The sequence below is a fragment of the Novosphingobium lentum NBRC 107847 genome (assembly GCF_001590965.1).
In the GTDB taxonomy this organism is placed as follows: Bacteria; Pseudomonadota; Alphaproteobacteria; order Sphingomonadales; family Sphingomonadaceae; genus Novosphingobium; species Novosphingobium lentum.
The window spans coordinates 92,063-113,685 of record NZ_BCTW01000010.1 but is presented as its reverse complement, the minus strand read 5'-3'; the positions used below and the strand labels follow the sequence as shown (position 1 = coordinate 113,685).

Here is a 21,623-nt window from a genome sequence, read left to right as displayed (position 1 = left end):
ATTGCGATTCCTAACCAACATTGTATGTCCTGCATACAAATTTCAACCAGCCAATTTAATCCGGGAGAGAAACATGGCGGTTCGCAACCTCGAAGACGTCCTGCAGGGCGCTGGAAATACCGTGGACATGCTGCGCAACTCGCAGCTGGGGGCCTATGTCTACCCGGTGGTGGCGCCCGAATTTTCCAACTGGCGATCCGAACAGTGGGCATGGCAGCACAGCGCCGTGCTGTTCGACCAGTCGCACCACATGGTCAACCTGTACATCCGCGGCAAGGATGCGGGAAAACTGCTCAGCGACACGATGATCAACAGCTCGAAAGGCTGGGGGGTCAACAAGGCCAAGCAGTATGTGCCGACCACGCCGTATGGCCACGTCATCGGTGACGGCATCATCTTCTGGGAAGAAGCCGAATCGTACACGTACGTCGGCCGCGCGCCGGCGTCGAACTGGCTGCGCTATCACGCCGAAACCGGCGGTTACGACGTGCAGATCGAACTGGACGACCGTTCGCCGATGCGCCCGATGGGCAAGCCGGTGGTGCGCAAGGAATGGCGCTTCCAGATCCAGGGGCCGAACGCTTGGGCCGTGATCGAAAAGCTGCATGGCGGCCCGCTCGAACAGCTCAAGTTCTTCAACATGAGCACGATGAACATCGCAGGCAAGACCGTGCGCACGCTGCGCCACGGCATGTCGGGCGCGCCCGGTCTCGAAATCTGGGGGCCGTACGCCGAACAGGAAGAAATCCGCGCCGCGATCCTGGACGCCGGCAAGGAATTCGGCCTGATCCCCTGCGGCAGCCGCGCTTATCCGTCCAACACGTTGGAATCGGGCTGGATCCCGTCGCCGCTGCCCGCGATCTACACCGGCGACAAGCTCAAAGGCTTCCGCGAATGGTTGGGCGCCGACAGCTATGAAGCAACCGGCTCGATCGGTGGCAGCTTCGTGTCCGACAAGATCGAGGACTACTACCTCAATCCGTGGGAGCTGGGTTACGGTCCGTTCGTGAAGTTCGACCACGATTTCCACGGTCGCGAGGCGCTCGAAGCGCTCGATCCCAAGGTGCAGCGCAAGAAAGTCACGCTGGCGTGGAACCCCGAGGACATGGCCAAGATCCAGGCCTCGCTGTTCGATCCCGATGGCGATCAGTACAAGTTCTTCGACGTGCCGTTGGCCAACTACGCCTCGTCGAACTACGATCGGGTGGTCGATGCCAGCGGCAAGACCGTGGGTCTGTCGATGTTCACCGGCTATTCGTACAACGAGAAGCAGGCGCTGAGCCTGGCGACCGTCGATCACGAGATCCCGATCGGCAGCGAAGTGCGCGTGGTGTGGGGCGAGCCGGACGGCGGCACCCGCAAGACCACGGTCGAACCGCACAAGCAGATCGAGGTTCGCGCGATCGTTTCGCCGATCCCCTACAGCCGCGTGGCGCGCGAGACGTATGCCGAAGGCTGGCGCACCGGCAGCTGAGTCGGCGAGCCGCGCAATCGACACTGGGTTGCTCTCTCCCGTTTAGGGGAGAGATACACAGGCTTGGCAGCATGCTGCCTAGCCGGAGTTGAGAGGGGCCTGTTCGCGAGAGAACCCCTCTCCCGACCCTCTCCCCTGAAGGGGAGAGGGCTACGTGGAGCAAGGATCGCAAGCATGGCCGACACGCTGATCCATCCCAACTGGGCGCGGCCGCCCATCGGCATCACCGAGGGTTTCAGCCTGGAGATGACCGCCAAGGACGAGGCCTCGCTGCGCGATGCCGCGCCGCTGATCCCGGCCGAAACGCCGGTCGCGATCACGTTCCTGCCCGGCGAGGATGTTGGCGCGCGCGTCGCCGCCACGGTCGCGGTGCGCGAGCTGGGGTTCGAGCCGATGCCGCACTTTTCGGCGCGGCGGATCACGTCGGAAGATGATTTCGAAGGCTACCTCAAGGCGGTGGTCGAACGCGCCGGGGTGACGCGCGCGTTCATCGTCGCCGGCGATCCGCCCGCACCGGTGGGGCCGTACTTCGATACCTCGGCGCTGATCGCCACCGGCGCGTTCGAGCGCAGCGGGATCCGCGCGATCGGCATCGGCGGCCATCCCGAAGGCCACCCGAACATGACCGTCGAGCAGTGCTGGCAAGTGCTGGAAATGAAAGTCGGGGACATTGCGGCGCGCGGCATGGCGCCGCTGATCGTCACGCAGTTCGGCTTCGATCCCGACGCCTTTCTGGCATGGCTGAAGGAGTTGCGCGCGCGCGGCATCGATGTGCCGGTGCGGATCGGCGTGCCGGGGCCGGCCGGGATCAAGCGCCTGCTGTCGTTCGCCGCGCGGTGCGGGGTGGGCGCTTCGACGGCGGTGCTCAAGAAATACGGCATATCGGTCGCCAGCCTGCTGGGCAGCGCCGGGCCGGACAAGCTGGTCGATGCGTTCGCGACCGGGCTGGGCCCCGAACATGGCAGGGTGCGGTTGCACTTCTATCCGTTCGGCGGGCTGGTGAAGACGCTCGAATGGATCCACGCCTACAACCGCCGCCACGGGATTGATCGTACCTAAGCCGGCGTACCCTGTGTCTCGGCGCGCAACCGCCGGCGATTGCGGATGAGGATGGCGACCAGCGCGACCGAGCCGACCACCGTCACCAGCATCGCCACATGCAGCGGTGACAGCGCGCGACGCAGGAACTTTTCGAACGCCAGCCCGAAACTGTAGCCGAGCGAGGTAAACGCCGCCGCCCACACCGCCGCCGATACGAGGTTCAGCGCCAGAAACAGCCGCGCGGGCACTTTCGACACGCCGATCGCCATTGGGCCCGCCATGCGGAATCCGTAGATGAAGCGGAACGCCACGCAGAACTTGATCGGATGGGTTTCGATCATCGCCAGCGCGCGGGCAAACGTCGGCTTGGCGGCGATGCGCGTGACCAGCTTCGACTGGCGCCGCCAGCGTCCGAGCAGGAAGAAGCCCTGGTCGGCGATGAAAGATCCCAGCCATGCGGCGAGCGCGGCCGCAACCGGGCTGAACGATCCGTGACGCGCGAGAATGCCGCCGATCACCACCGCCGTCTCGCCCTCCAGCCCCGCGCCGACGCCGACGCCGATGGCGCCGAACTGGTGGATCAGGCTGTCGAGCGAGAATGTCATCGTGGTTCAAGCTGCGGGGGTGGGATTGGTTCCGATGGAGGCATCTTGACGCCAACGCCGCTCATGTCGAGCGAAGTCGAGACGCGTCTCGCCACACCTCGCCACGGCATCCTTCGACAGGCTCAGGTTGAGCGGGGGCGGGTGGGTGGCGCGGGGCGTGACTCCGCCACCCGGCTCGCTCAGAACTTCGCCTCGCGGGACTTCTTCCGCGCTTCGGCGAAGTTGTCGTGGCGCATCTTTTCGAAGCCGACGCGTTGGTCGAAGCCCGGATCCTTGGGATAGTCCTGATATTCGTCGATGATCTCGGCGAAGATTCCGCGCAGTTCGTCCTTGTGGTCGGGGTGCGAGAAGATGTGCAGACGGTTGGCCTGCATCGCCTCGATCACCCGCGCGCCGATCACGTCGGGCTCCATACCGAATTCGTGCACGCCCGCCAGCCGCTCGACTGCCTCGTGGTTCACCGGTCGGGCGCCGGCCTTCAGATCATCGGGGCGGATGTCGTCGCTGGCATAGATGTAGCTTTTGACGAGGCCGGGGCACAGCACCGACACGCCGATGCCGTATTGCAGCAAGCTGTAGTGCAGCGATTCGGACAGCCCGCGCACCGCGAACTTGGTGGTATTGTAGATGCCGGGCGTGCCGGCGGCGAGGAATGCGGCCATCGACGCGGTGTTGACCACGTGGCCGCCGACCTGCTGACCCGCCTTCACGCGTTCGACCATGCGCGGCACGAAGGTCATCACCCCGTTGATTACGCCGCCCAGGTTGACGCCCATCAGCCAGTCCCAGTCGTCGTACGTGCTGTCCTCGATCGTCTGGAACAGGTTGACCCCGGCGTTGTTGCACAGGATCGAAACCGGACCGAACTTTGCCTCGACTTCATCGGCGGCGGCCTTGAACCCGTCGCGGCTGGCGACATCGAGCTGCACGCCCATCACCTCGCGATTGTCGAGCGTAGCCAGCGCCTGGTCGATCGAATCCTGGCGGATATCGGCGATGGCAACCTTGCAGCCCTGGTTGAGCAGGTTGCGGACGATGCCGATGCCGACGCCATTGGCGCCGCCGGTGACGAAGGCGGTGCGGCCTGAAAAGTCTTTCATGTGTCGGTCCTTCTCAGACTTGCGTCGCGCGGATGCTGTTCTGCCTGGCGATTTCGTCGGTGATTGCGGGGTTGCGGAACAATCGGTCGAACGTGGCCTTGTATTCAGGATTTTCGGGCAACTGCGTCTGCACCGCCGCGGTCATCGCCTCGCCGCGTTCGCGCACGCCGGTCAGGAATTCGCTGTGCGTGAGGATGTAGAGCTCGTCGGCGAGGATGCCCTGCAGCACCCGCTGGCCGACCTCTTCCTTGGTCTGGTAGAGGTGCGCGAAGTTGCCGCCCGCCTGGCGCCGCTTGTCCGCTTCGGCATAGCCGGTTTCGGCGAGCGAATCGGGGCGGGTCTTGCCCGCTTCGGCGATGTTCGATTGCACCGCGCCGGGGCAGAATGCCGAGCAGATCACGCCGCGCTCTTCCAGTTCGGGGCGCATGCATTCCATCATCGCCGCGACCGCCGCCTTGCCGGACGAATAGATCGTGGTGCCACCCACCGGCACCAGCGCCGACATCGACGAGGTGTTGACGATGTGCCCGCCTTCGCCATGCGCGAGGATGCGCGGCAGCCACGTGACGATGCCGTTGATCGTGCCGGTGAGGTTGACGCCCATCACCCAGTCCCAGTCGGCGAACGTTGCCAGCTCGGTCGGGCCGACCACCGCGACGCCGGCGTTGTTGCACAGGACGTGGACTTTGCCGAACCGTGCTTGCGCTGCATCGGCGGCGCGCGCGTAATCTGCGCGGTCGGTGACATCAAGCTTCAGGGCGAGGACACGGTCTCCGCCATCCAGCTCGGCGGTCGCCGAATCGAGGTGATCCTGACGAATGTCGGCGATGGTCACGTTCATGTCCGCACCCAGCAGCGCCTTGGCGATGCCCAGGCCGATGCCGCTGGCGCCACCGGTGATGAACGCCGTTTTGCCCGGCAAGTTCTGCATTGACCTCTCCATCATCTGCGCGCTCCATCCGGTTGGCGGGCGCCGCTTTTCATCGTTGTCGTCTTTTTTATTCACCAGTCCGAATTTGTATGCAAGACTAACAATCTGCCGAGTTTGAAATCGCGCCGGAAAACGGTTGCGGCGGCGGGAGAGGAGAGACAATGGCAGGTGGCGCAGCCCCGGTCGCACCCGAGTTCGTGGCGCAGGAGATGACCGCAGAGCAGGGCATCGAGGCGGGCGACGCGCGGCGCTGGCCTTCGTCCGGCGCGGCCTATTTCGCGCTGTTCGCGATCATTCTGGCGACGTTCCTGAACTTTTTCGACCAGACCGTGTTCGGCATGCTGGCGCAGCGGATCAAGATCGATTTCCAGCTGACCGACGAGCAGCTCGGTTTCCTGGGTGGCCCGGCCACGATCATCTTCTACGTGCTGGTCGGCATCCCGCTGGCGCGGCTGGCCGACATCTTTCCGCGCAAGTTCGTGCTGGCCGGCGGGATGACTGCGATCAGTGCGGTGATGGCGCTGGGCGGCATGGCGCAGACGTTCACGCAGTTCGTCGGCAGCCGCATGTTCCTCGGCGCGGGCGGATCGGCGCATGCCCCGGCGGCCTATTCGATGCTGGCCGATCATTTCCCGCCCAAGAAGATCACGCGCGCGTTCGCGCTGCTGCAGCTGGGCTTCATCGGCGGGACCACGGTGGGCGTCGGGCTGGGCGGCAAGCTGGTGGTAATGCTGGGCGCGTGGCCCAAGGGGCATTTCCTGGGCCTGACGATTTACAGCTGGCAGTGGCTGCTGATCTGGGAAGGCATCGCCGGTGTCTTCGCCGCCACGCTGTTGATGCTGGCGGTCGAACCGCCACGGCACAAGGTTCTGGTGACCGCCGCCGAACTGCCGGGCGACGCCGGGCTGGGCAGGCGCTTGCTCACCTTCACGGGGTTCGATGCGCTCAAGGCGATCGGCGCGCGGCGCAAGGTCTATGGCCCGCTGTTCATCGGCCTGGCGCTCAGCGCGATCGACACGTTCGGGCTGATGTTCTGGCGCGTGCCGTTCATGATCCGCAGCTATCACTGGGACGAGGCGCGGATCGGCGCGGTGATGGCGCCGATGCTGCTGGCGGCCTCACTGCTCGGGGTGTTCCTGGGCGGGGTGTTCGTGGAATGGCTCGCCAAACGCTACAAGGACGCCAACGTGCGCGCGGCGACGATCCTGTTCGCCTGCACCACCGTCTGCGCGATCTGTTCGCCGCTGATGCCCACGGGCGAATCGAGCCTGGCGGTGATGGCGCTGGGCGGCATGTTCGGGCTGGCTGGCGCGGTGCCGCAGAACGCGGCGATCCAGCGCGTCGCGCCCAACGAGATGCGCGGTCAGGTGACCGCGTTCTATTTGTTCATGTTCACGTTCTTCGGGGCGATGGGCAGTTTCGTGGTGGGTACCGTGGCGCAACGGATCGTCGGCAACGAGGCCGATCTGTGGAAGGCGCTGGTGATCGTCGCCGTCGCGTTGCTGCCGCTGGCGACGTTCTTCATGTGGCGCGGCATCAAGCCGTACCGCGAGGAAGTCGAACGGCTCGAGGCGATCGAAGCCGGGATGCGCGCTGCCCGTTGACAGCCGCGCCGAAACGGGCAAAATTGTAAGTAAGACATACAAAAATGGGAGAGCAGACAATGTCCGATACTGATCGCCTGGCCGCGCTGGAAAGCCAGGTTGCCGATCTCGCCCGCCGCGTCACCGTGACCGAGGACGAGCTGGCCATACGCAAGCTGCAGCACCTTTACGGCTACCTGATCGACAAGTGCCTGTACAACGAGACGGTCGACCTGTTCACGCCCGATGGCGAAGTGCGTTTCTTCGGCGGCGTGTGGAAAGGCCAGCATGGCGTGCGGCGGCTGTATGTCGAACGGTTCCAGGCGCGGTTCACGTATGGCAACAACGGGCCGATCGACGGCTTTCTGCTCGATCATCCGCAAATCCAGGACATCATCAACGTCCAGCCCGACGGCGTCACCGCGTTCGGGCGCGCGCGCTCGATGATGCAGGCCGGACGGCACAAGGATTACGAAGGCGATGCCCCGCACCTCAAGGCGCGCCAGTGGTGGGAAGGCGGCATCTACGAGAACACGTACAAGAAGGTGGACGGCACGTGGCGGCTCCACATCCTCAACTACATGCCGCAGTGGCACGCCGATTTCGAGACCGGCTGGGCGCACACCCCGCACGAATACGTGCCGTTCCCCAAGGTCACCTATCCCACCGATCCGACCGGCCCGGATGAACTGATCACCGATCACTGGCTGTGGCCCACGCACAAGCTGGTGCCGTTCCACATGCCGCACCCGGTCACGGGCGAGGAAATCGTCGCGCAGCGCTGGCAGGGCGATATCGACCGCGAGAACGCCAAGGGCTGAGGATTTGCGTCGTCCCGGACCTGATCCGGGACCGCTGGCCTGCAGGCGCCTGACCGCCAGCGATCCCGGATCAGTCCGGAACGACGCGACATTACGGAGACTTGCATGACCCAGTACCCCGCGCTGCACATGGTGATCGACGGCGAACGCGTGTCCGGCGGCGGGCGACGCACGCATGCGGTGGTCAACCCGGCCACGGGTGAGGTCATCGGTGAACTGCCGCTGGCCGATGCCGCCGATCTCGATCGCGCGCTCGACACCGCGCAACGGGGTTTCCGGGTCTGGCGCGATTCGACCCCGCATCAGCGCGCCGCCGTGCTGCAGGGCGCGGCACGGCTGATGCTGGAACGGCAGGAAGACCTCGCCCGCATCGCGACGATGGAGCAGGGCAAGCCGCTATCGGAAAGCCGCATCGAAGTGCTGATGAATGTCGGCCTGTTCAACTTTTACGCCGGCGAGGTGTTCCGCCTGTATGGCCGCGCGCTCGTGCGGCCGTCGGGCATGCGCTCCACCGTCATCCACGAGCCGGTGGGGGTGGTCGCGGCGTTCAGCCCGTGGAACTTCCCGCTGGGCAACCCCGGGCGCAAGCTGGGTGCACCGATCGCGGCGGGATGTGCAGTGATCATGAAGTCGGCCGAGGAAACGCCGGCGTCGGCACTGGGCGTGCTGCAGTGCCTGTATGACGCTGGTCTGCCCAAAGAGGTTGCGCAGGCGGTGTTCGGCGTGCCCGACGAAGTCAGCCGTCACCTGCTCGGCTCGCCGATCGTGCGCAAGTTGTCGTTCACCGGATCGACCGTGATCGGCAAGCACCTCGCCAAGCTCGCCGCCGAGGACATGAAGCGCACCACCATGGAACTGGGCGGCCACGGCCCGGTGCTGGTGTTCGATGATGTCGATGTCGATGCGGTGCTGAACACCATGGTGCCGCACAAGTACCGCAACGCCGGGCAGGTGTGCGTCTCGCCGACGCGCTTCATCGTCGAGGAGGGCGTGTTCGCGCGGTTCCGCGACGGATTCGTCGAGCGGGCGAAGACGATCAGGGTCGGCAACGGGCTGGACGACGGTACGCAGATGGGCCCGATGGCCAACGCGCGACGGCCCGAGGCGATGGACCGCCTGATCACCGATGCGAAATCACGCGGCGGCACGCTGCACACCGGCGGCGAGCGTCCGGGCAATCTCGGCGGCGCCAACGCCGGGTTCTTCTATGCGCCGTCGGTGCTGTCGGAAGTTCCGCTCGATGCCGAAATCCTCAATGAAGAACCATTCGGCCCGGTCGCGATCATCAACCCGTTCGCGGGCGAAGCGGCGATGATCGCGGAGGCCAACCGGCTGCCGTATGGCCTTGCCGCCTATTCGTGGACCACCGACGCCAAGCGCCAGCAGCGCCTGATGCGCGAGATCGAAACGGGCATGCTGGGCATCAACACGACGATGATCGGCGGCGCGGATTCGCCGTTTGGCGGGGTCAAATGGTCCGGTCATGGGCACGAGGACGGGCCCGAAGGCCTGATGGCCTGCATGGTGACCAAGGCCGTGCACGAAGGGTGATGGGGCAGGTGTGGACGCACCCAATGCGCCGGCGTGACGTGAATGCAGGACTGGCGGCGGGAATGGCCGCGCTTGCCGTGCCCGCCAGGGCGAAGGAGAGTACGATGACCGAACCACATCAACTCAGGACGGGCGGGGATCGCGGCTACTTGCGCATCGCCACCGAGGAAGCCTTTGCCACGCGCGAGCAGGTCGATGTGTTCCTGCGGATGATCAAGGATGGCACGGCGGACAAGGGCATGGTCTCGCTGTGGGGCTTTTATGGCTCCAACCCTTCGGAACGCGCGACGCAGATCCTGCACCGCCTGCTCGACCTGGGTGACGAGCGTATCGCCGACATGGACCGCACCGGTATCGACAAGGCCATCCTCGCGCTGACGTCGCCCGGCGTTCAGCCGATGCTCGACCATGCCGAGGCCAAGGCGATTGCCGCGCGCGCCAACGATCGTCTGGCCGAAGCTTGCCAGAAATATCCCGCGCGCTTCATCGGCATGGGTACGCTGGCGACGCAGGATCCCGAATGGTCGGCGCACGAGGTCCATCGTTGCGCGCGCGAGCTGGGCTTCAAGGGCGTGCAGATCAACAGCCACACCCAGGGCGAATACCTCGACGATCCCAAGTACGATCCGATCTTCCGCGCGCTGGTCGAGGAAGGCCAGCCGCTGTACATCCATCCCGCCACGCCGCCCGACAGCATGATCACGCCGATGCTCGAAGCCGGGCTCGACGGCGCGATCTTCGGGTTCGGGGTGGAGACGGGCATGCACCTGCTGCGTCTGATCACCATCGGCATCTTCGACAAATATCCCGACCTGCAGATCATGGTCGGCCACATGGGCGAGGCGCTGCCATACTGGCTGTACCGGCTCGACTACATGCACCAGGCCGGGGTGCGCTCGAAGCGTTATGCGCGGATGAAGCCGCTCAACAAGACCATCGCCGAGTACATGCGCAGCAACGTGCTGATCACCAACAGCGGCGTGGCGTGGGAACCGGCGATCAAGTTCTGCCAGCAAGTGGTGGGCGAGGACCGGGTGATGTACGCGATGGACTACCCGTACGAATACGAGGCGAGCGAAGTGCAGGCGCTGGACGCGATGGACATGACGCCTGCGCTGAAGAAGAAGTTCTTCCAGACGAATGCGGAGCGGTGGTTCAAGCTTTGAATCCGGGACACAACTCCCGTCCGTCCTGAGCCTGTCGAAGGACTGCACTTCACTTCAGCAACGCAAGACAAGAAAAGCAGCCCTTCGACAAGCTCAGGGCGGACGGGAAACTGGGATGGCTGGCGTAACCAACGTGAATTCCAGAACCATCACCAAAGGCGGGTGGTATGCGCTGACGCTGGTCGGGCTGGTGCAGCTGCTCAGCCTGCTCGATCGCAACATCCTTGCGATCCTCGCGCCGCGGATCAAGGCAGACCTGCACATCGGCGATGGCGAGATGGGCCTGCTTTATGGCACCGTGTTCGCGCTGTTCTATGCGCTGTTCTCGCTGCCGCTGGGGCGGCTGGCCGACGGCTGGACGCGCACCCGGTTGCTGGCCATCGCGATCTTCTTCTGGTCGCTGGCGACAGGCGTGGCGGCGTTTGCGGGCGGCTTTGCGCTGCTCGCGCTGTCGCGGCTGGGCGTGGGCATCGGCGAGGCCGCGTCGCAGCCGGCCGGCACCAGCCTGGTGTTCGATCACTTTCCCAAGCCCCGGCGCGGACTGGCGATGGCGGTGCTGGCGGCGTCGATCGCGGTGGGGCTGGGGTTGTCCTCGGTGCTGGGCGGAGTCGCGGCGGGCTGGTGGGATGCGCGCTATGCCGCCGGCTCCGCGCCGCTGGGCTTTTCAGGCTGGCAGTTCGCGTTCCTGGTCGCGGCGATCCCCGGCCTGCCGCTGGCCGCGCTGCTGTGGCGGATGCGCGAGCCGGCGCGCGGCGCAATCGACGGCATCCCGACTCCCGCCGATCCGCACCCGTTCCGCGCCAGCGCGGGCGTGCTGGGGGCGGTTACGCCGGGAAGCCACTGGCTGGCGCTGGCGCGACGCGGGGCCAGCACGCGCGAATGGCTGGTCAACACCGCCGGGCTGACGCTGATCGTGGTGACGATGGTGGTGCTGGCGCGCGTCGGACAGGCGTATTCACCGCGCCCCGATCTTCAGCTCGGCGGGCTGTCGATCAACCCGCACGCGCTGCAATGGGGTGTGATCGGGTTCGGGCTGTTCGTCGTGCTGAACCTGGCGCAGTCGCTCAAGCTGTCCGACCCCCCGGCCCACGCGGTGATGGCCTCGCCCTCGCTGGTGATCTGCATGGCGGTCGGATCGATCCAGTCGATGATCAACTATGGCGTGATGGGCTTCACCCCGTCGTTCCTGATGAAAAGCTACCACTTGTCGCCTGCGACCACGGGGCTGCAATTTGGGCTGTTGGCCGCCGGACTGGGCATCGTCGGGCCGATGATCTCGGGACCGGTGTCCGACTGGATGAACAACCGCCTGCCTGGCGCGGGCCGGGTGTGGGTGACGCTGGCCTCGCTCGGGCTGTCACCGCTGATCGGGCTGTGGGTGTACCATGCCGCCGATGCGGGCACGTTCTACATGCGGTTCACGCTCTACAGCCTGGTGCTGACGATGTGGCTGCCGCCGCTGTACGCGGTGATGTACGATCAGGTGCTGCCGCGCATGCGCGGGATCACCGCATCGACCTATATCATCGTGTCGACCATCTTCGGGCTGGGCATCGGACCGTATCTGGTCGGCATGATCAGCGACGCGGGCGGCGGCGACCTGGGCCACGCGATCCGCACGATCAACTGGGTGGCGGTGCCGATCGTGGTGCTGCTGGTGGTGCTGGGGCTGACCGTGCGGCGCGATGAGGGCCGGGTGGTGGAACGGGCAAGGGCGGCGGGCGAGGGGATCTAGCCCTCCTTCATCCGCTCCAGCCACGCGCGGGCCTGCTTGGGTTCGCCCACCGCCTGCGCCGCCACCGGGCCGCGACTGGCGAGGAATTCCTGGTGCAGCGCGAACGGTTCGAGCCACAGTTGCTCGCGCATTTCGTCGATGGTTTCGGCCAGTTCGGTCAGTTCGGCGACCTCTTTTTCGACCCGCGCGCGGTCGTGGCGGTCCTGGCGGTGATCGAACAGGCCCCACGATCCCGCTGCCGTCACCTTCAGCGCGGCGATCAGCGCGAGGCGATAGTCTTCCTCCAGCCCGATGCGGGTGCGGTCGAGGCGTTCGAGGCGGTCGGCACGGGCGATGGCGGGCTCACTTTCGGTTCGGGGCGGCGTCAGGTCACGCGCCACACCCACAACCGGATCGATAGCGGATAACGCGCGCCGGTGCACAGGAAGATCGACCGGTTCATCCATTCGTACTTGCCGGTGGGCGCGGTGAATTCGGGCACCGTGCGGAAATAGTAGGCGGCCGGATCGACCTCATCGCCCGCCGCCAGCCGCGCCATCACCTCTGGCGGGCCGTGGCGCAGGCCCTTGTTGCGGATCTGGATGGTCACGCCGTCGTCGGTTTCGAGCGCATAGATCGCCTCGACCACGGTCACGCCGTCAAGCCGGGTCAACTGCCAGTCGGCGGCGTTGCCCACCAGCTTGCCCGAGATCAGCGGGCCTTCGACGCGCCCGCCGCCGACGATCGGAATGATCCGCCGCGTGCCGTCGTACGTCTCGCCGATCGGGATCGGGGCGAGCAGTTCGCCGCGCGCCTCATAGACGAATTCGAGTCCCGGCTTGATCATCGCTTCACGCCGCCAGCCCGATCTCGCCCGCATTCGCCCAGTTGCCGTGCAGGCCGAAGCGCAGGCGGATGGGGATGTTGACCGTGGCGATCGGGCCCTGCTTGATGTCGAGTGCATCGAAGATCAGCAGGTCGCTGCGGTGCTCTTCCAGACGGTTGCACACTTGCACGATCCAGCCGTCGCCTTCGGGCGCGTCCTTGCCGCGCGGCACGAAGCACGGCTCCTGCAGGCTGCTGACCGGGCCGCACCACCAGTGTTGCTCCGCTCCGGTTTGCAAGTCCTTGAGGAACAGGCAGTTCATCAGCAAGCCGCCGGCGCTGCCGCCTTTCAGTTCGACAGGGCGCTTCATGTCCATCTCGAGGAACCAGCCGTAGCGGGTCTTCTGCCCGGCAAAGCGATCGTCGATGCGCGGGAATTCGCAGGCGGTGCCCGACAGGCGGGTGATGCTGTCGAAATCCTCGCCGTTGGACGCCATGTCGACGGTCCAGTCGGTGAGATGGCTCATCGCCTCCATCCCGTTGAACGGCGCGCCGTGCACGTCGGGGAAGAATGGGAACATGTTGTTCTTCGCCTCGCACGTCAGAAAGTGGACCTTGGTGCCGTCCTGCCAGGCGTTGAGCACGTGGCTGGCAAAGCAGTTGTCGCGACGGAACCAGCGGATGTCGGCATCGGTCACCCCGTCGCGGCGCGGGATGATCCCGAGGTACACCGGCATGGTGGTGTCGAAGCCGAAGTGCGGCAGGCCCTGTTCCAGCCGTTCATGGCTGCCGATCGAGGGGACGATGTGCAGCACGAGGTAATCCCTGGTGATGCCGAAGTCGTGCATCATGCAATAGTACGGCACCTTGAACCACGCCTCGCGCACCAGTTCGCCGTCGGCGCTGACTTCGTAATAGGTGACGTCGTCGCTGCACAGACCGCTCGCGGCGTAGCCGATGGCGACCATGTTGCCGGTGACGGGGTCGATCTTGGGGTGCGCGGTGAACGTTTCGCCGGTCATCTTTCCGCCGAACTTTTCATAGCCGACGGTTTCCATCGTCGCCGGGTCCATCACCAGCGCGGGGCTGTCTTCCTTCAGCGCCCACAGCTTGCCGCCGAACGGGAAAGCGTTGGTGTTGGCGGTGCCGCGGATCGCGCCCTTGACCTCGGGCGCGTCGCCCAGCGGGTTGCGATAGGCGCCGAACAGTCCTTCGCCCGCGGCATGCTCAAGGTTCCACTTGTCGGTTTTCGCCCAGCGCTGGCGGAAATCGACCTGGCCATCGTGGATGTGGAAGCGGGTGATCATGCCGTCGCCGTTGAAGGCGATGTCGTCGCCCAGTCGCGGGGGAAATTGCGGGTCGGGCTGGACGCGGTAAAATGCGCCGTTTAATCCCGCCGGAACCGTGCCTTCGTGCGCGAGGTCGGCAATGTCGGCTTCGATGCGCGAAGGCGTGTTGAAGCCGGTGAAACTGGGGGTCCGTGGAAATTCGGCCATGACATCCTCCTCGCTTTGATTGTATGTTATGCAAACAAATATACTACCGCAACGCCAGCGGCAAATTGATCGGCGGCAAATTGGGGGATCGCCATGGTGAAAGACAGGTTCGCCGACGCGATCGCTCCCGCCGAGCATGACGATGGCGATATCGGCGCGATCAAGGACATCCTCGGCTTCCACATCCGCTTGGCGCATGGGGCATGCCTGCGCCATTTTACCGAGACGTTCACCGATCTCGACCTGACGCAGAAGCAGGTCTCGGTGCTGTGGCTGGTCGACGATCACCCCGGCATCGCGCAGACCGATCTGGCCCAGCGCCTGCGCATGGACCGCGCCACCACGATGGCGATCATCAACCGGCTGCAGGCCAAGCACTACTTGCGGCGGATGCGGTCGGACCACGATGGCCGCAAGCAGGCGCTGCATCTCGATCCGGCGGGCGTGGACGTGCTGGCCAAGGCCAAGACCGCGATCCGCGAGCATGAGGCGTGGCTGAAGGCCCGCTTCAGCGACAAGGAGGTCAAGCTCCTGCTCGACCTGCTCGCGCGCATTCACGAATAACGACCCCGACACCGGCAGTACAGCCGGGCGGGCCAAGGGAGAGAGACGATGGCGAGCGACCCCAGGGCGCTGATCGACGAGCGGCCGATGAGCCGGCTGCAGGTGGCGGCCGTGGCGATCACGATCGGGCTGAACGCGCTCGACGGGTTCGACGTGCTGTCGATCAGTTTCGCCTCACCCGGCATTTCGAGCGAATGGGGCATCGACCGGGCGGTGCTGGGCGCGGTGCTGTCGGCCGAACTGGTCGGCATGGCGCTCGGCTCGGTGGTGCTGGGCGGGGTGGCCGATCGCATCGGCCGCCGCCCGACGATCCTGGGCAGTCTGCTGGTGATGGCGCTGGGCATGTCCATGGCCACCACCGCGCACGGCGTCTCGACGCTGGCGATCTGGCGCGTGGTCACCGGGCTGGGCATCGGCGGCATGCTGGCGGCGATCAACGCGGTCGCGGCCGAGTTTTCCAATGCGCGCCGCCGGTCGGTGGCGATGGCGCTGATGGTGATCGGCTATCCGCTGGGCGCGGTGATCGGCGGGTCGATCTCGGCGCTGCTGCTCAAGGGTGGCGACTGGCGCACGGTGTTCGAATTCGGCGCGATCGCGACGCTGTGCTTCATCCCGCTGGTGTGGTTGTTCGTGCCCGAATCGCCTGCCTGGCTCGGCACGCGGCGGCCCGACGGCGCGGTGGCGAAGATCAACGCCACGTTCGCGCGGTTCGGTCATGCCCCGATCGAAGCGCTGGCCCCGCCGGCGCCGGGCACGGCAAAGCTGTCGATCGCCGATGTGCTCAAGCCCGGGCTGGCGGGCACCACGCTGCTGCTCACGCTGGCGTACTTCGCGCATGTCATCAGCTTCTACTTCATCCTCAAGTGGACGCCCAAGATTGTGGTCGACATGGGCTTTGCCCCCGCCTCTGCCGCCGGGGTGCTGGTCTGGGCCAACCTGGGCGGGGCGATCGGCGGGGCGATCTTTGGCCTTGTCGCACTGCGCACCGGGCTGAAACCGCTGACGATCGCGGTGCTGCTCGGCAGTTTCGTGATGGTCGCGTGGTTCGGGCGTGGGCAGCCCGATCTGCACAGCCTGTCGACGATCGTGTTCATCGCGGGGCTGTTCACCAATTCGGCCATCGTCGGACTCTATTCGATCTTCGCGCTGGCCTTCCCGACGCACGTCCGCGCGACCGGCACCGGCTTTGCCATCGGGGTCGGGCGCGGCGGATCGGCGCTCGCGCCGTTTCTGGCAGGGGTGCTGTTCAAGGACGGCTTTTCATTGCAGACGGTGGCGCTGCTGATGGCAGCCGGTTCGCTGGTGGCAGCAGGAGCAATCACTATGGTAAGGCTGCCCAGGACGCTTGCGGCGTAAGCGAGAGGCGGGATTGACCCCGCTGCAGCGAAACTGCAAATCGTACGTGTGACATACAAAATCGTTTTCCGGAGACTCGACCCATGAAGACCCGCGCCGCTGTAGCCTTTGCGCCCAAGACCCCGCTCGAGATCGTCGAGCTCGATCTCGAAGGCCCCAAGGCGGGCGAAGTGCTGGTCGAGATCATGGCCACCGGCATCTGCCATACCGACGCCTATACGCTCGACGGGCTGGACAGCGAGGGGCTGTTCCCGTCGGTGCTGGGCCATGAAGGTGCGGGCATCGTGCGCGAGGTCGGGCCGGGGGTGACCTCGGTCAAGCCGGGCGACCACGTGATCCCGCTCTACACCCCCGAATGCCGCCAGTGTAAGTCGTGCCTTTCGGGCAAGACCAACTTGTGCACCGCGATCCGCGCCACGCAAGGGCAGGGACTGATGCCCGACGGCACCTCGCGGTTCAGCTACAAGGGCCAGACCATCTTCCACTACATGGGCTGCAGCACCTTCTCGAACTTCACCGTGCTGCCCGAGATCGCGGTGGCGAAAATCCGCGAGGACGCGCCGTTCAAGACCAGCTGCTACATCGGCTGCGGCGTGACCACCGGGGTGGGCGCGGTGGTCAACACCGCCAAGGTGCAAGTGGGTGACAACGTAATCGTGTTCGGTCTGGGCGGGATCGGCCTCAACGTGCTGCAGGGTGCGCGGATGGCGGGCGCGAACATGATCGTGGGCGTGGACATCAACCCGGACCGAGAGGACTGGGGCCGCAAGTTCGGCATGACGCATTTCGTCAATCCCACGACCATCGACGGCGACATCGTCGCGCATCTTGTCGCGCTGACCGATGGCGGCGCGGACTACACGTTCGATTGCACCGGCAACACCACGGTGATGCGCCAGGCGCTGGAAGCCTGCCATCGCGGCTGGGGCACCAGCATCGTCATCGGCGTGGCCGAGGCGGGCAAGGAAATCAGCACGCGGCCGTTCCAGCTGGTCACGGGCCGCAACTGGCGCGGCACCGCGTTCGGCGGCGCCAAGGGCCGCACCGACGTGCCCAAGATCGTTGATTGGTACATGAACGGCAAGATCGAGATCGACCCGATGATCACCCACGTCCTCACGCTCGAAGACATCAACAAGGGCTTCGACCTGATGCATGCGGGTGAATCGATCCGCTCGGTCGTGGTGTTCTGATCGCACAAGTTTCAGGAGAGAAAACGATGTTTACCCATAGCTTCCTCGGCACCAACGATGTCGATCGTTCACGCACGTTCTATGATGCCGCGATGGGCGCGCTGGGCCTTGCCTCGGTCCCGCTGCCGCACGGCACGGTCTATCCGGGCGAGGGCAGCAATCTGATCGTCGCGCGGCCCGCCAACGGCGAGGCGCACACCGCGTCCAATGGCCACACGCTGGGCTTCAAGGCGAAGGACGCGGCATCGGTGGATGCGTTCCACGCCGCCGGGCTGGCCAACGGCGGTTCGGACGAAGGCGCGCCGGGCGTGCGCGTCAACGCGCCCGGCCAGATGTATGGCGCGTACTTGCGCGATCCCGACGGCAACAAGATCTGCGCGTTCGCGCCCAATCCTGACGCGGCGGGGTAGGGCCCGACCTGCGCGCCAACGGGGCGGGCAAGCCGCTGGAATCGCACACTGCAATCGATCGCTTCCGAATTGGACCTTTCGGAAGCGATCGCACGCGGCGTCGCGCGCTGCGGTTTTCTGCGGACGGGCCTCGCCAGCGGCCAGGTGCGCTACGCAATTGCCCGGAGGCAGCGCACGCCAAATCCGACCGACTTTTGCTCGACACCCGCATCTGGTGTGACAGCGTTGACCCAAGCACTACCTCTAGGGGGAGGGACGGGTCGCCATGTACACAGCGCGTAACCGCAGGGCCGCACAACCGCGCAACCGGGGGCAGGGTCAGGGCGCGGGCATCCCGAAGGCTACGGGCGCCGCCGCCGCACCGCCGTTCATGCTGGGACAGCCGGTGCCGCCCAGTTTCCCCGCCGGCCTGGTCAAGCCCCTGCCGCTCGTCGTGCCGCTCGACGAAGCACGGCCGGGCGCTGTGCCGGATTCTGACGCTGCCGCGACCACCACGACCGGAAAGCCACGAAAAGCCGCCCGCGCGGCGCCGGTGCAGCGCAAGAAGCGCAAGGGCAAAGGCCAGCGCGTCGCCCGCAAATCGGCTCCTAAGGTGGCAGTGGTGGCGCTTGCGGCGGAACCGCTGCCGTCGCCGGTTCTGCCGGATAAAGCTGTGCCGGCGTCGCACGGCGCCGCCGCTTCGCTTACCCTGGCTGCGCCTGCGCCGCTGACGCAAGCGCCGGCTGCCAGCCCTGCGCCATCGGTGCCGGATGAGGCCATCGCGCCATTGCCGCGCGGACGGTCGCTGGCCCTGGCGGGCGGTCCGGGCCTGTTCGCCGGGATCGGTGGATGGCTGCGTGCGGTGTTCTGGCCCTCACCCGGAGCTGGCCAGACCTCGGCGCCGCACTCCGCCAAGGCACGTCGCCGCGCCGAAATCGATGCCTTGCGCGCCGAGAACCGTCGCCTGCGCCGCCAGATCGAGGCGTTCGAAGCGCTCGATGCGGCACGCCGTCACATCGCCGAAATGCCGCCGTCCAGCTTGAGCTCCGCGCCGGTCATGAACCGGCTTTCGTCGCTGGCGAGGTAGAGCACGCCGTTGGCGATGTCGTCGGGCTCGCCCACCCGGCCCAGCGGGATCTGGCGCGCCAGTTTGCCCATCACCACGCTTTTTTCGCGGCCCGAACTGGCGGCGATGCCGTCAAGGATCGGGGTGTCGACGAATGTCGGATGCACCGAATTGCAGCGCAAGTCCCAGCCCTGCTTGGCGCAGTGCAGCGCCACCGACTTGGTCAGCATCCACACCGCCGCCTTCGACGCGTTGTAGGCGGGCATCGTGTCCGACGCGATCAGCCCGGCAATCGACGAGATGTTGACGATCGAGCCGGGTTGGTGGTCCTTCATCAGCGGGATCGCCGCCTGACAGCCCAGGAACACGCTGTCGACATTGACCGCGAACCCGCGCTTCCAGTCGTCGAAGCTGCACGTCTCGATGTTGCCGCGAATGCCGATCCCGGCGTTGTTGACCAGCACCGACAGCCCGCCCAGCGCCTCTGCCGCCAGTTCGACCGCTTCGGCCCAGTGATCGGCGCGGGTCACGTCGTGGCGCACGGCAAAGGCGGTGCCCGCGCCCAACGCATCGTTGATCAGCGCCGCCTGCGCCGCCGCGCCATCGCCATTGATGTCGGTCAGCAGGATGCGGGCGCCCTCTGCGGCCAGCCGGTGCGCGGTGGCGGCGCCAAGTCCTTGCGCCGCGCCGGTGACCAGCACTTTCTTGCCTGCAACGCGTCCGCTCATGTCAGCTCCAGAATGCCGGGGCCAAGCAGCGTCAGCAGCTTGACGTCGATCGCGTCGCCGTGTCGCCGCCGTTCGGCGATGAACCGTTCGATATTGCGCCGGGGCACGTGGTGGACGGTGATGTTCTCGCCCGGAACGCCGCCGCCTTCGCCCACCTTTTCCAGCTCGAACGCACGCAGCAGCGTGAAGCTTTCGGAGACCATGCCGGGCGACGAAAAGAACTCGCCGATCACCTGCATCCGGCCGGGGCGATAGCCGGTTTCCTCTTCCAGCTCGCGCGCGGCGGCGGCTTCGACGGTTTCGTCCGGATCGTCATCATGATCGCCGATCAGGCCGGCGGGCAGTTCGAGGCACGGCCGGCCCAGCGGCACGCGGAACTGCTCGACCAGGATCACGCGATCCTCGGCGTCGATCGCCAGGATCACCGCCGCGCGGATGTTGCGCGCACGGCTGACGTATTCCCAGCGGCCCTTCTTCTTGGCGACGATGTAGCGGCCCGCCCACATCTCCTGTTCGGGTTCGGCGTCGGCTTCGCTCATGCAGGATCAGACCTCTATCAACCGGTCGGGAAGTTCGTTGGCATCATCGGCGGCGCGCGGGAAATGCGTGGCCAGGATCGCGCCAACCTCGGTCACCGCCGCGATCATCCCGTCGGCGATGTGCCCGGCGCGGATCTCGGCCAGCATCGCGGTCATCGCGGTGCCCCACACTTCGGGCGCAACTTTGCTGGCGATCGCCTCGTCGGCCACGATCTCGGCACGGCGTTCGGCCAGGCTGAGGTAGATGAGGATGCCGGTGCGTCCGGTGGTGCGGCGTTCGGCGCCCACCTTAAAGCAAGTCAGCGCGCGGGCGTGGACGCGCGCGGTCTTGACCGGGCCGGGCACCAGCAGCAGCCGCAGCGGCCGCCATGCCATCAGCACCAGCATGCCCGCGAACTTGATCGTCGCCACGGTCAGCGCCAGCCCCAGCACCGCGCGCGGGGTCCATTCGCTGCCCCACAGGCCCAGCACGCGGTCGATCAGCCCGAGATAGAACGAAGGCGCCGCCTCCAGCGCGGCGAGCGCCAGGAACGCCACGAACGCCGCCCAGCCGATCGCGACGTCGCGATAGGGATCGGAGCGGTCGGTCACGATCGTCACGATTTCGCCGGCGGAGCCCAGCTCGGCGGCGGTTACCGCCGCGCCGATCCGTGCGCGGTCGGCGTCAGTAAGTCCTGTCATGTCACCAGCTCCCCGACGATCCGCCGCCGCCGAAGCTGCCGCCACCACCCGAAAAGCCGCCGCCGCCGCCGCCACCCCAATCGCCGCCGCCACCGCCTCCGCCCCATCCGCCGGAAGGGAAGATCATCACGCCGGGGCCGCCCCGCCGCCCGCCGTGGCGCAGCGCGCGCAGGAACGGCAGGACGAAAAAGAAGAAGAACACCAACAGGAACACTACGGTGCCGAAATCGAACCTGGGCGCATTGGCCTGTTTCTGCTGCGTAGCCGCGCTGGCGGCGATCTTGCGCGCCTGATCCTCCGGCAGTTGCAGTTGCGCGATCAGCTGGTCGGTCGCTGCGGCAATGCCGCCGGGATAATCGTTCTGCTTGAAGCGCGGCACGACCTCGCGCTGGATGATCACGCTCGACAGCGCATCGGTGATGATCCCTTCCAGACCATAGCCGACCTCGATCCGCACTTTATGCTCGGTCGGCGCGACCAGCAGCAGCACGCCGTCGTTGCGCTGCTTGTCTCCGATCCCCCACGCGCGGCCCAGACGATAGCCGTAGTCCTCGATCTCGAAGCCCTGCAGGCTGGGCACGGTCGCCACCACCATCTGGCGCTGCGATTGCGTTTCCAGCGCAGCAAGCTTGCCGTCGATCGCGGCGGCCTGTTCGGGGCTGAGCAGATGCGCGTCATCGACCACCCGCCCGGTCAGCTTGGGGAAGTCCTGCGCCAGTGCCTGGCCCGCCGTGCCGGGGCCGGCGACGAACGCCAGCGCCGCCAGCAGCAGCAGGATCAGTTTGCGCATCGGTCCCGGC

Annotated in this window: 22 protein-coding genes; 12 read left to right on the top strand and 10 right to left on the bottom strand. The window is 66.2% G+C overall.

The genetic code is table 11. The features are described 5' to 3' along the window. Positions 1–73 precede the first annotated feature (73 nt). Together ligM and NL2_RS10760 are read left to right on the top strand one after the other, a co-directional pair. On the top strand, positions 74–1,474 hold the full coding sequence (ligM, locus tag NL2_RS10765; RefSeq protein WP_068074714.1) for a vanillate/3-O-methylgallate O-demethylase: 1,401 nt from the start codon (positions 74–76) through the stop codon (positions 1,472–1,474). 174 nt (positions 1,475–1,648) lie between these two features. Continuing rightward, positions 1,649–2,533 carry a methylenetetrahydrofolate reductase gene (locus NL2_RS10760; RefSeq protein ID WP_068074712.1) on the top strand — a complete coding sequence of 295 codons (885 nt, stop codon included), beginning with the start codon at positions 1,649–1,651 and terminating at the stop codon, positions 2,531–2,533. On the opposite strand, the gene NL2_RS10755 is transcribed toward NL2_RS10760, so the two are convergent. The 3 genes from NL2_RS10755 to NL2_RS10745 form a co-directional block, all read right to left on the bottom strand. Further along, a complete protein-coding gene (locus NL2_RS10755) occupies positions 2,530–3,120 on the bottom strand; it encodes a DedA family protein (RefSeq protein ID WP_068074709.1) in 591 nt (196 codons plus the stop codon). The genes NL2_RS10760 and NL2_RS10755 overlap by 4 nt on opposite strands. A gap of 179 nt (positions 3,121–3,299) precedes the next feature. Then, positions 3,300–4,220 (bottom strand): SDR family NAD(P)-dependent oxidoreductase, encoded by a 921-nt coding sequence (locus NL2_RS10750; RefSeq protein ID WP_068074706.1) that lies wholly within the window; start codon positions 4,218–4,220, stop codon positions 3,300–3,302. Between the two features lie 13 nt (positions 4,221–4,233). Then, on the bottom strand, positions 4,234–5,166 hold the full coding sequence (locus NL2_RS10745) for an SDR family NAD(P)-dependent oxidoreductase (protein ID WP_245647653.1): 933 nt from the start codon (positions 5,164–5,166) through the stop codon (positions 4,234–4,236). A 194-nt stretch (positions 5,167–5,360) separates the two neighbouring features. Between NL2_RS10745 and NL2_RS10740 the strand changes: the two genes are divergently transcribed. The 5 genes from NL2_RS10740 to NL2_RS10720 all read left to right on the top strand — a co-directional run bounded on the left by NL2_RS10740 (position 5,361) and on the right by NL2_RS10720 (position 12,007). Further along, the gene (locus NL2_RS10740) at positions 5,361–6,755 is read left to right on the top strand and encodes an MFS transporter (protein ID WP_439646894.1); all 1,395 of its coding nucleotides are present in this window, start codon (positions 5,361–5,363) and stop codon (positions 6,753–6,755) included. 59 nt (positions 6,756–6,814) lie between these two features. After that, the gene (locus NL2_RS10735) at positions 6,815–7,555 is read left to right on the top strand and encodes a nuclear transport factor 2 family protein (RefSeq protein WP_068074697.1); all 741 of its coding nucleotides are present in this window, start codon (positions 6,815–6,817) and stop codon (positions 7,553–7,555) included. 105 nt (positions 7,556–7,660) lie between these two features. Continuing rightward, complete coding sequence (locus tag NL2_RS10730; protein WP_068074694.1) at positions 7,661–9,106, top strand: NAD-dependent succinate-semialdehyde dehydrogenase; 1,446 nt, start codon at positions 7,661–7,663, stop codon at positions 9,104–9,106. Positions 9,107–9,210: 104 nt separating this feature from the next. Further along, positions 9,211–10,272, top strand: a complete 1,062-nt coding sequence (locus NL2_RS10725) for an amidohydrolase family protein (protein WP_068074691.1) — start codon at positions 9,211–9,213, stop codon at positions 10,270–10,272. Positions 10,273–10,387: 115 nt separating this feature from the next. Beyond that, positions 10,388–12,007, top strand: coding sequence for an MFS transporter (locus NL2_RS10720; protein WP_068074688.1), 1,620 nt, complete (start codon positions 10,388–10,390; stop codon positions 12,005–12,007). Here the strand turns inward: NL2_RS10720 and NL2_RS10715 are convergent. From NL2_RS10715 to NL2_RS10705, 3 genes are read right to left on the bottom strand one after another with little or no spacing between them, the layout of a single operon-like run. Beyond that, positions 12,004–12,342 carry a hypothetical protein gene (locus NL2_RS10715; protein WP_068074961.1) on the bottom strand — a complete coding sequence of 113 codons (339 nt, stop codon included), beginning with the start codon at positions 12,340–12,342 and terminating at the stop codon, positions 12,004–12,006. The two genes, NL2_RS10720 and NL2_RS10715, sit on opposite strands and share 4 nt — an antisense overlap. Before the next feature lie 29 nt (positions 12,343–12,371). Next, entirely contained in the window at positions 12,372–12,833 is a 462-nt protein-coding gene (locus tag NL2_RS10710) for a DUF3237 domain-containing protein (protein WP_068074685.1), read from the bottom strand. Positions 12,834–12,837: 4 nt separating this feature from the next. Then, a complete protein-coding gene (locus NL2_RS10705) occupies positions 12,838–14,307 on the bottom strand; it encodes a lignostilbene-alpha,beta-dioxygenase (RefSeq protein ID WP_068074682.1) in 1,470 nt (489 codons plus the stop codon). Positions 14,308–14,400: 93 nt separating this feature from the next. On the opposite strand from NL2_RS10705, the gene NL2_RS10700 reads away from it, so the two are divergent. From NL2_RS10700 to NL2_RS10680, 5 genes are all read left to right on the top strand, one after another. Continuing rightward, positions 14,401–14,871, top strand: coding sequence for a Saro_0803 family transcriptional regulator (locus NL2_RS10700; protein ID WP_068074679.1), 471 nt, complete (start codon positions 14,401–14,403; stop codon positions 14,869–14,871). Between the two features lie 48 nt (positions 14,872–14,919). Next, positions 14,920–16,227 (top strand): MFS transporter, encoded by a 1,308-nt coding sequence (locus NL2_RS10695; RefSeq protein ID WP_068074676.1) that lies wholly within the window; start codon positions 14,920–14,922, stop codon positions 16,225–16,227. An 83-nt stretch (positions 16,228–16,310) separates the two neighbouring features. After that, positions 16,311–17,420 (top strand): S-(hydroxymethyl)glutathione dehydrogenase/class III alcohol dehydrogenase, encoded by a 1,110-nt coding sequence (locus tag NL2_RS10690; RefSeq protein WP_068074673.1) that lies wholly within the window; start codon positions 16,311–16,313, stop codon positions 17,418–17,420. A 26-nt stretch (positions 17,421–17,446) separates the two neighbouring features. Beyond that, complete coding sequence (locus NL2_RS10685; protein ID WP_068074670.1) at positions 17,447–17,830, top strand: VOC family protein; 384 nt, start codon at positions 17,447–17,449, stop codon at positions 17,828–17,830. A 265-nt stretch (positions 17,831–18,095) separates the two neighbouring features. Continuing rightward, complete coding sequence (locus tag NL2_RS10680) at positions 18,096–18,896, top strand: hypothetical protein (RefSeq protein WP_157083134.1); 801 nt, start codon at positions 18,096–18,098, stop codon at positions 18,894–18,896. On the opposite strand, the gene NL2_RS10675 is transcribed toward NL2_RS10680, so the two are convergent. The 4 genes from NL2_RS10675 to NL2_RS10660 are packed head-to-tail and all read right to left on the bottom strand — an operon-like array spanning position 18,821 to position 21,613. Continuing rightward, the gene (locus tag NL2_RS10675) at positions 18,821–19,603 is read right to left on the bottom strand and encodes an SDR family oxidoreductase (RefSeq protein WP_068074664.1); all 783 of its coding nucleotides are present in this window, start codon (positions 19,601–19,603) and stop codon (positions 18,821–18,823) included. The genes NL2_RS10680 and NL2_RS10675 overlap by 76 nt on opposite strands. Beyond that, entirely contained in the window at positions 19,600–20,142 is a 543-nt protein-coding gene (locus NL2_RS10670) for an NUDIX hydrolase (protein WP_068074661.1), read from the bottom strand. The genes NL2_RS10675 and NL2_RS10670 overlap by 4 nt, the downstream gene beginning before the upstream one ends. A 6-nt stretch (positions 20,143–20,148) precedes the next feature. Then, on the bottom strand, positions 20,149–20,823 hold the full coding sequence (locus NL2_RS10665) for a TPM domain-containing protein (RefSeq protein ID WP_068074658.1): 675 nt from the start codon (positions 20,821–20,823) through the stop codon (positions 20,149–20,151). A 1-nt stretch (position 20,824) separates the two neighbouring features. Continuing rightward, positions 20,825–21,613, bottom strand: coding sequence for a TPM domain-containing protein (locus NL2_RS10660; RefSeq protein ID WP_068074654.1), 789 nt, complete (start codon positions 21,611–21,613; stop codon positions 20,825–20,827). Positions 21,614–21,623 lie beyond the last annotated feature (10 nt).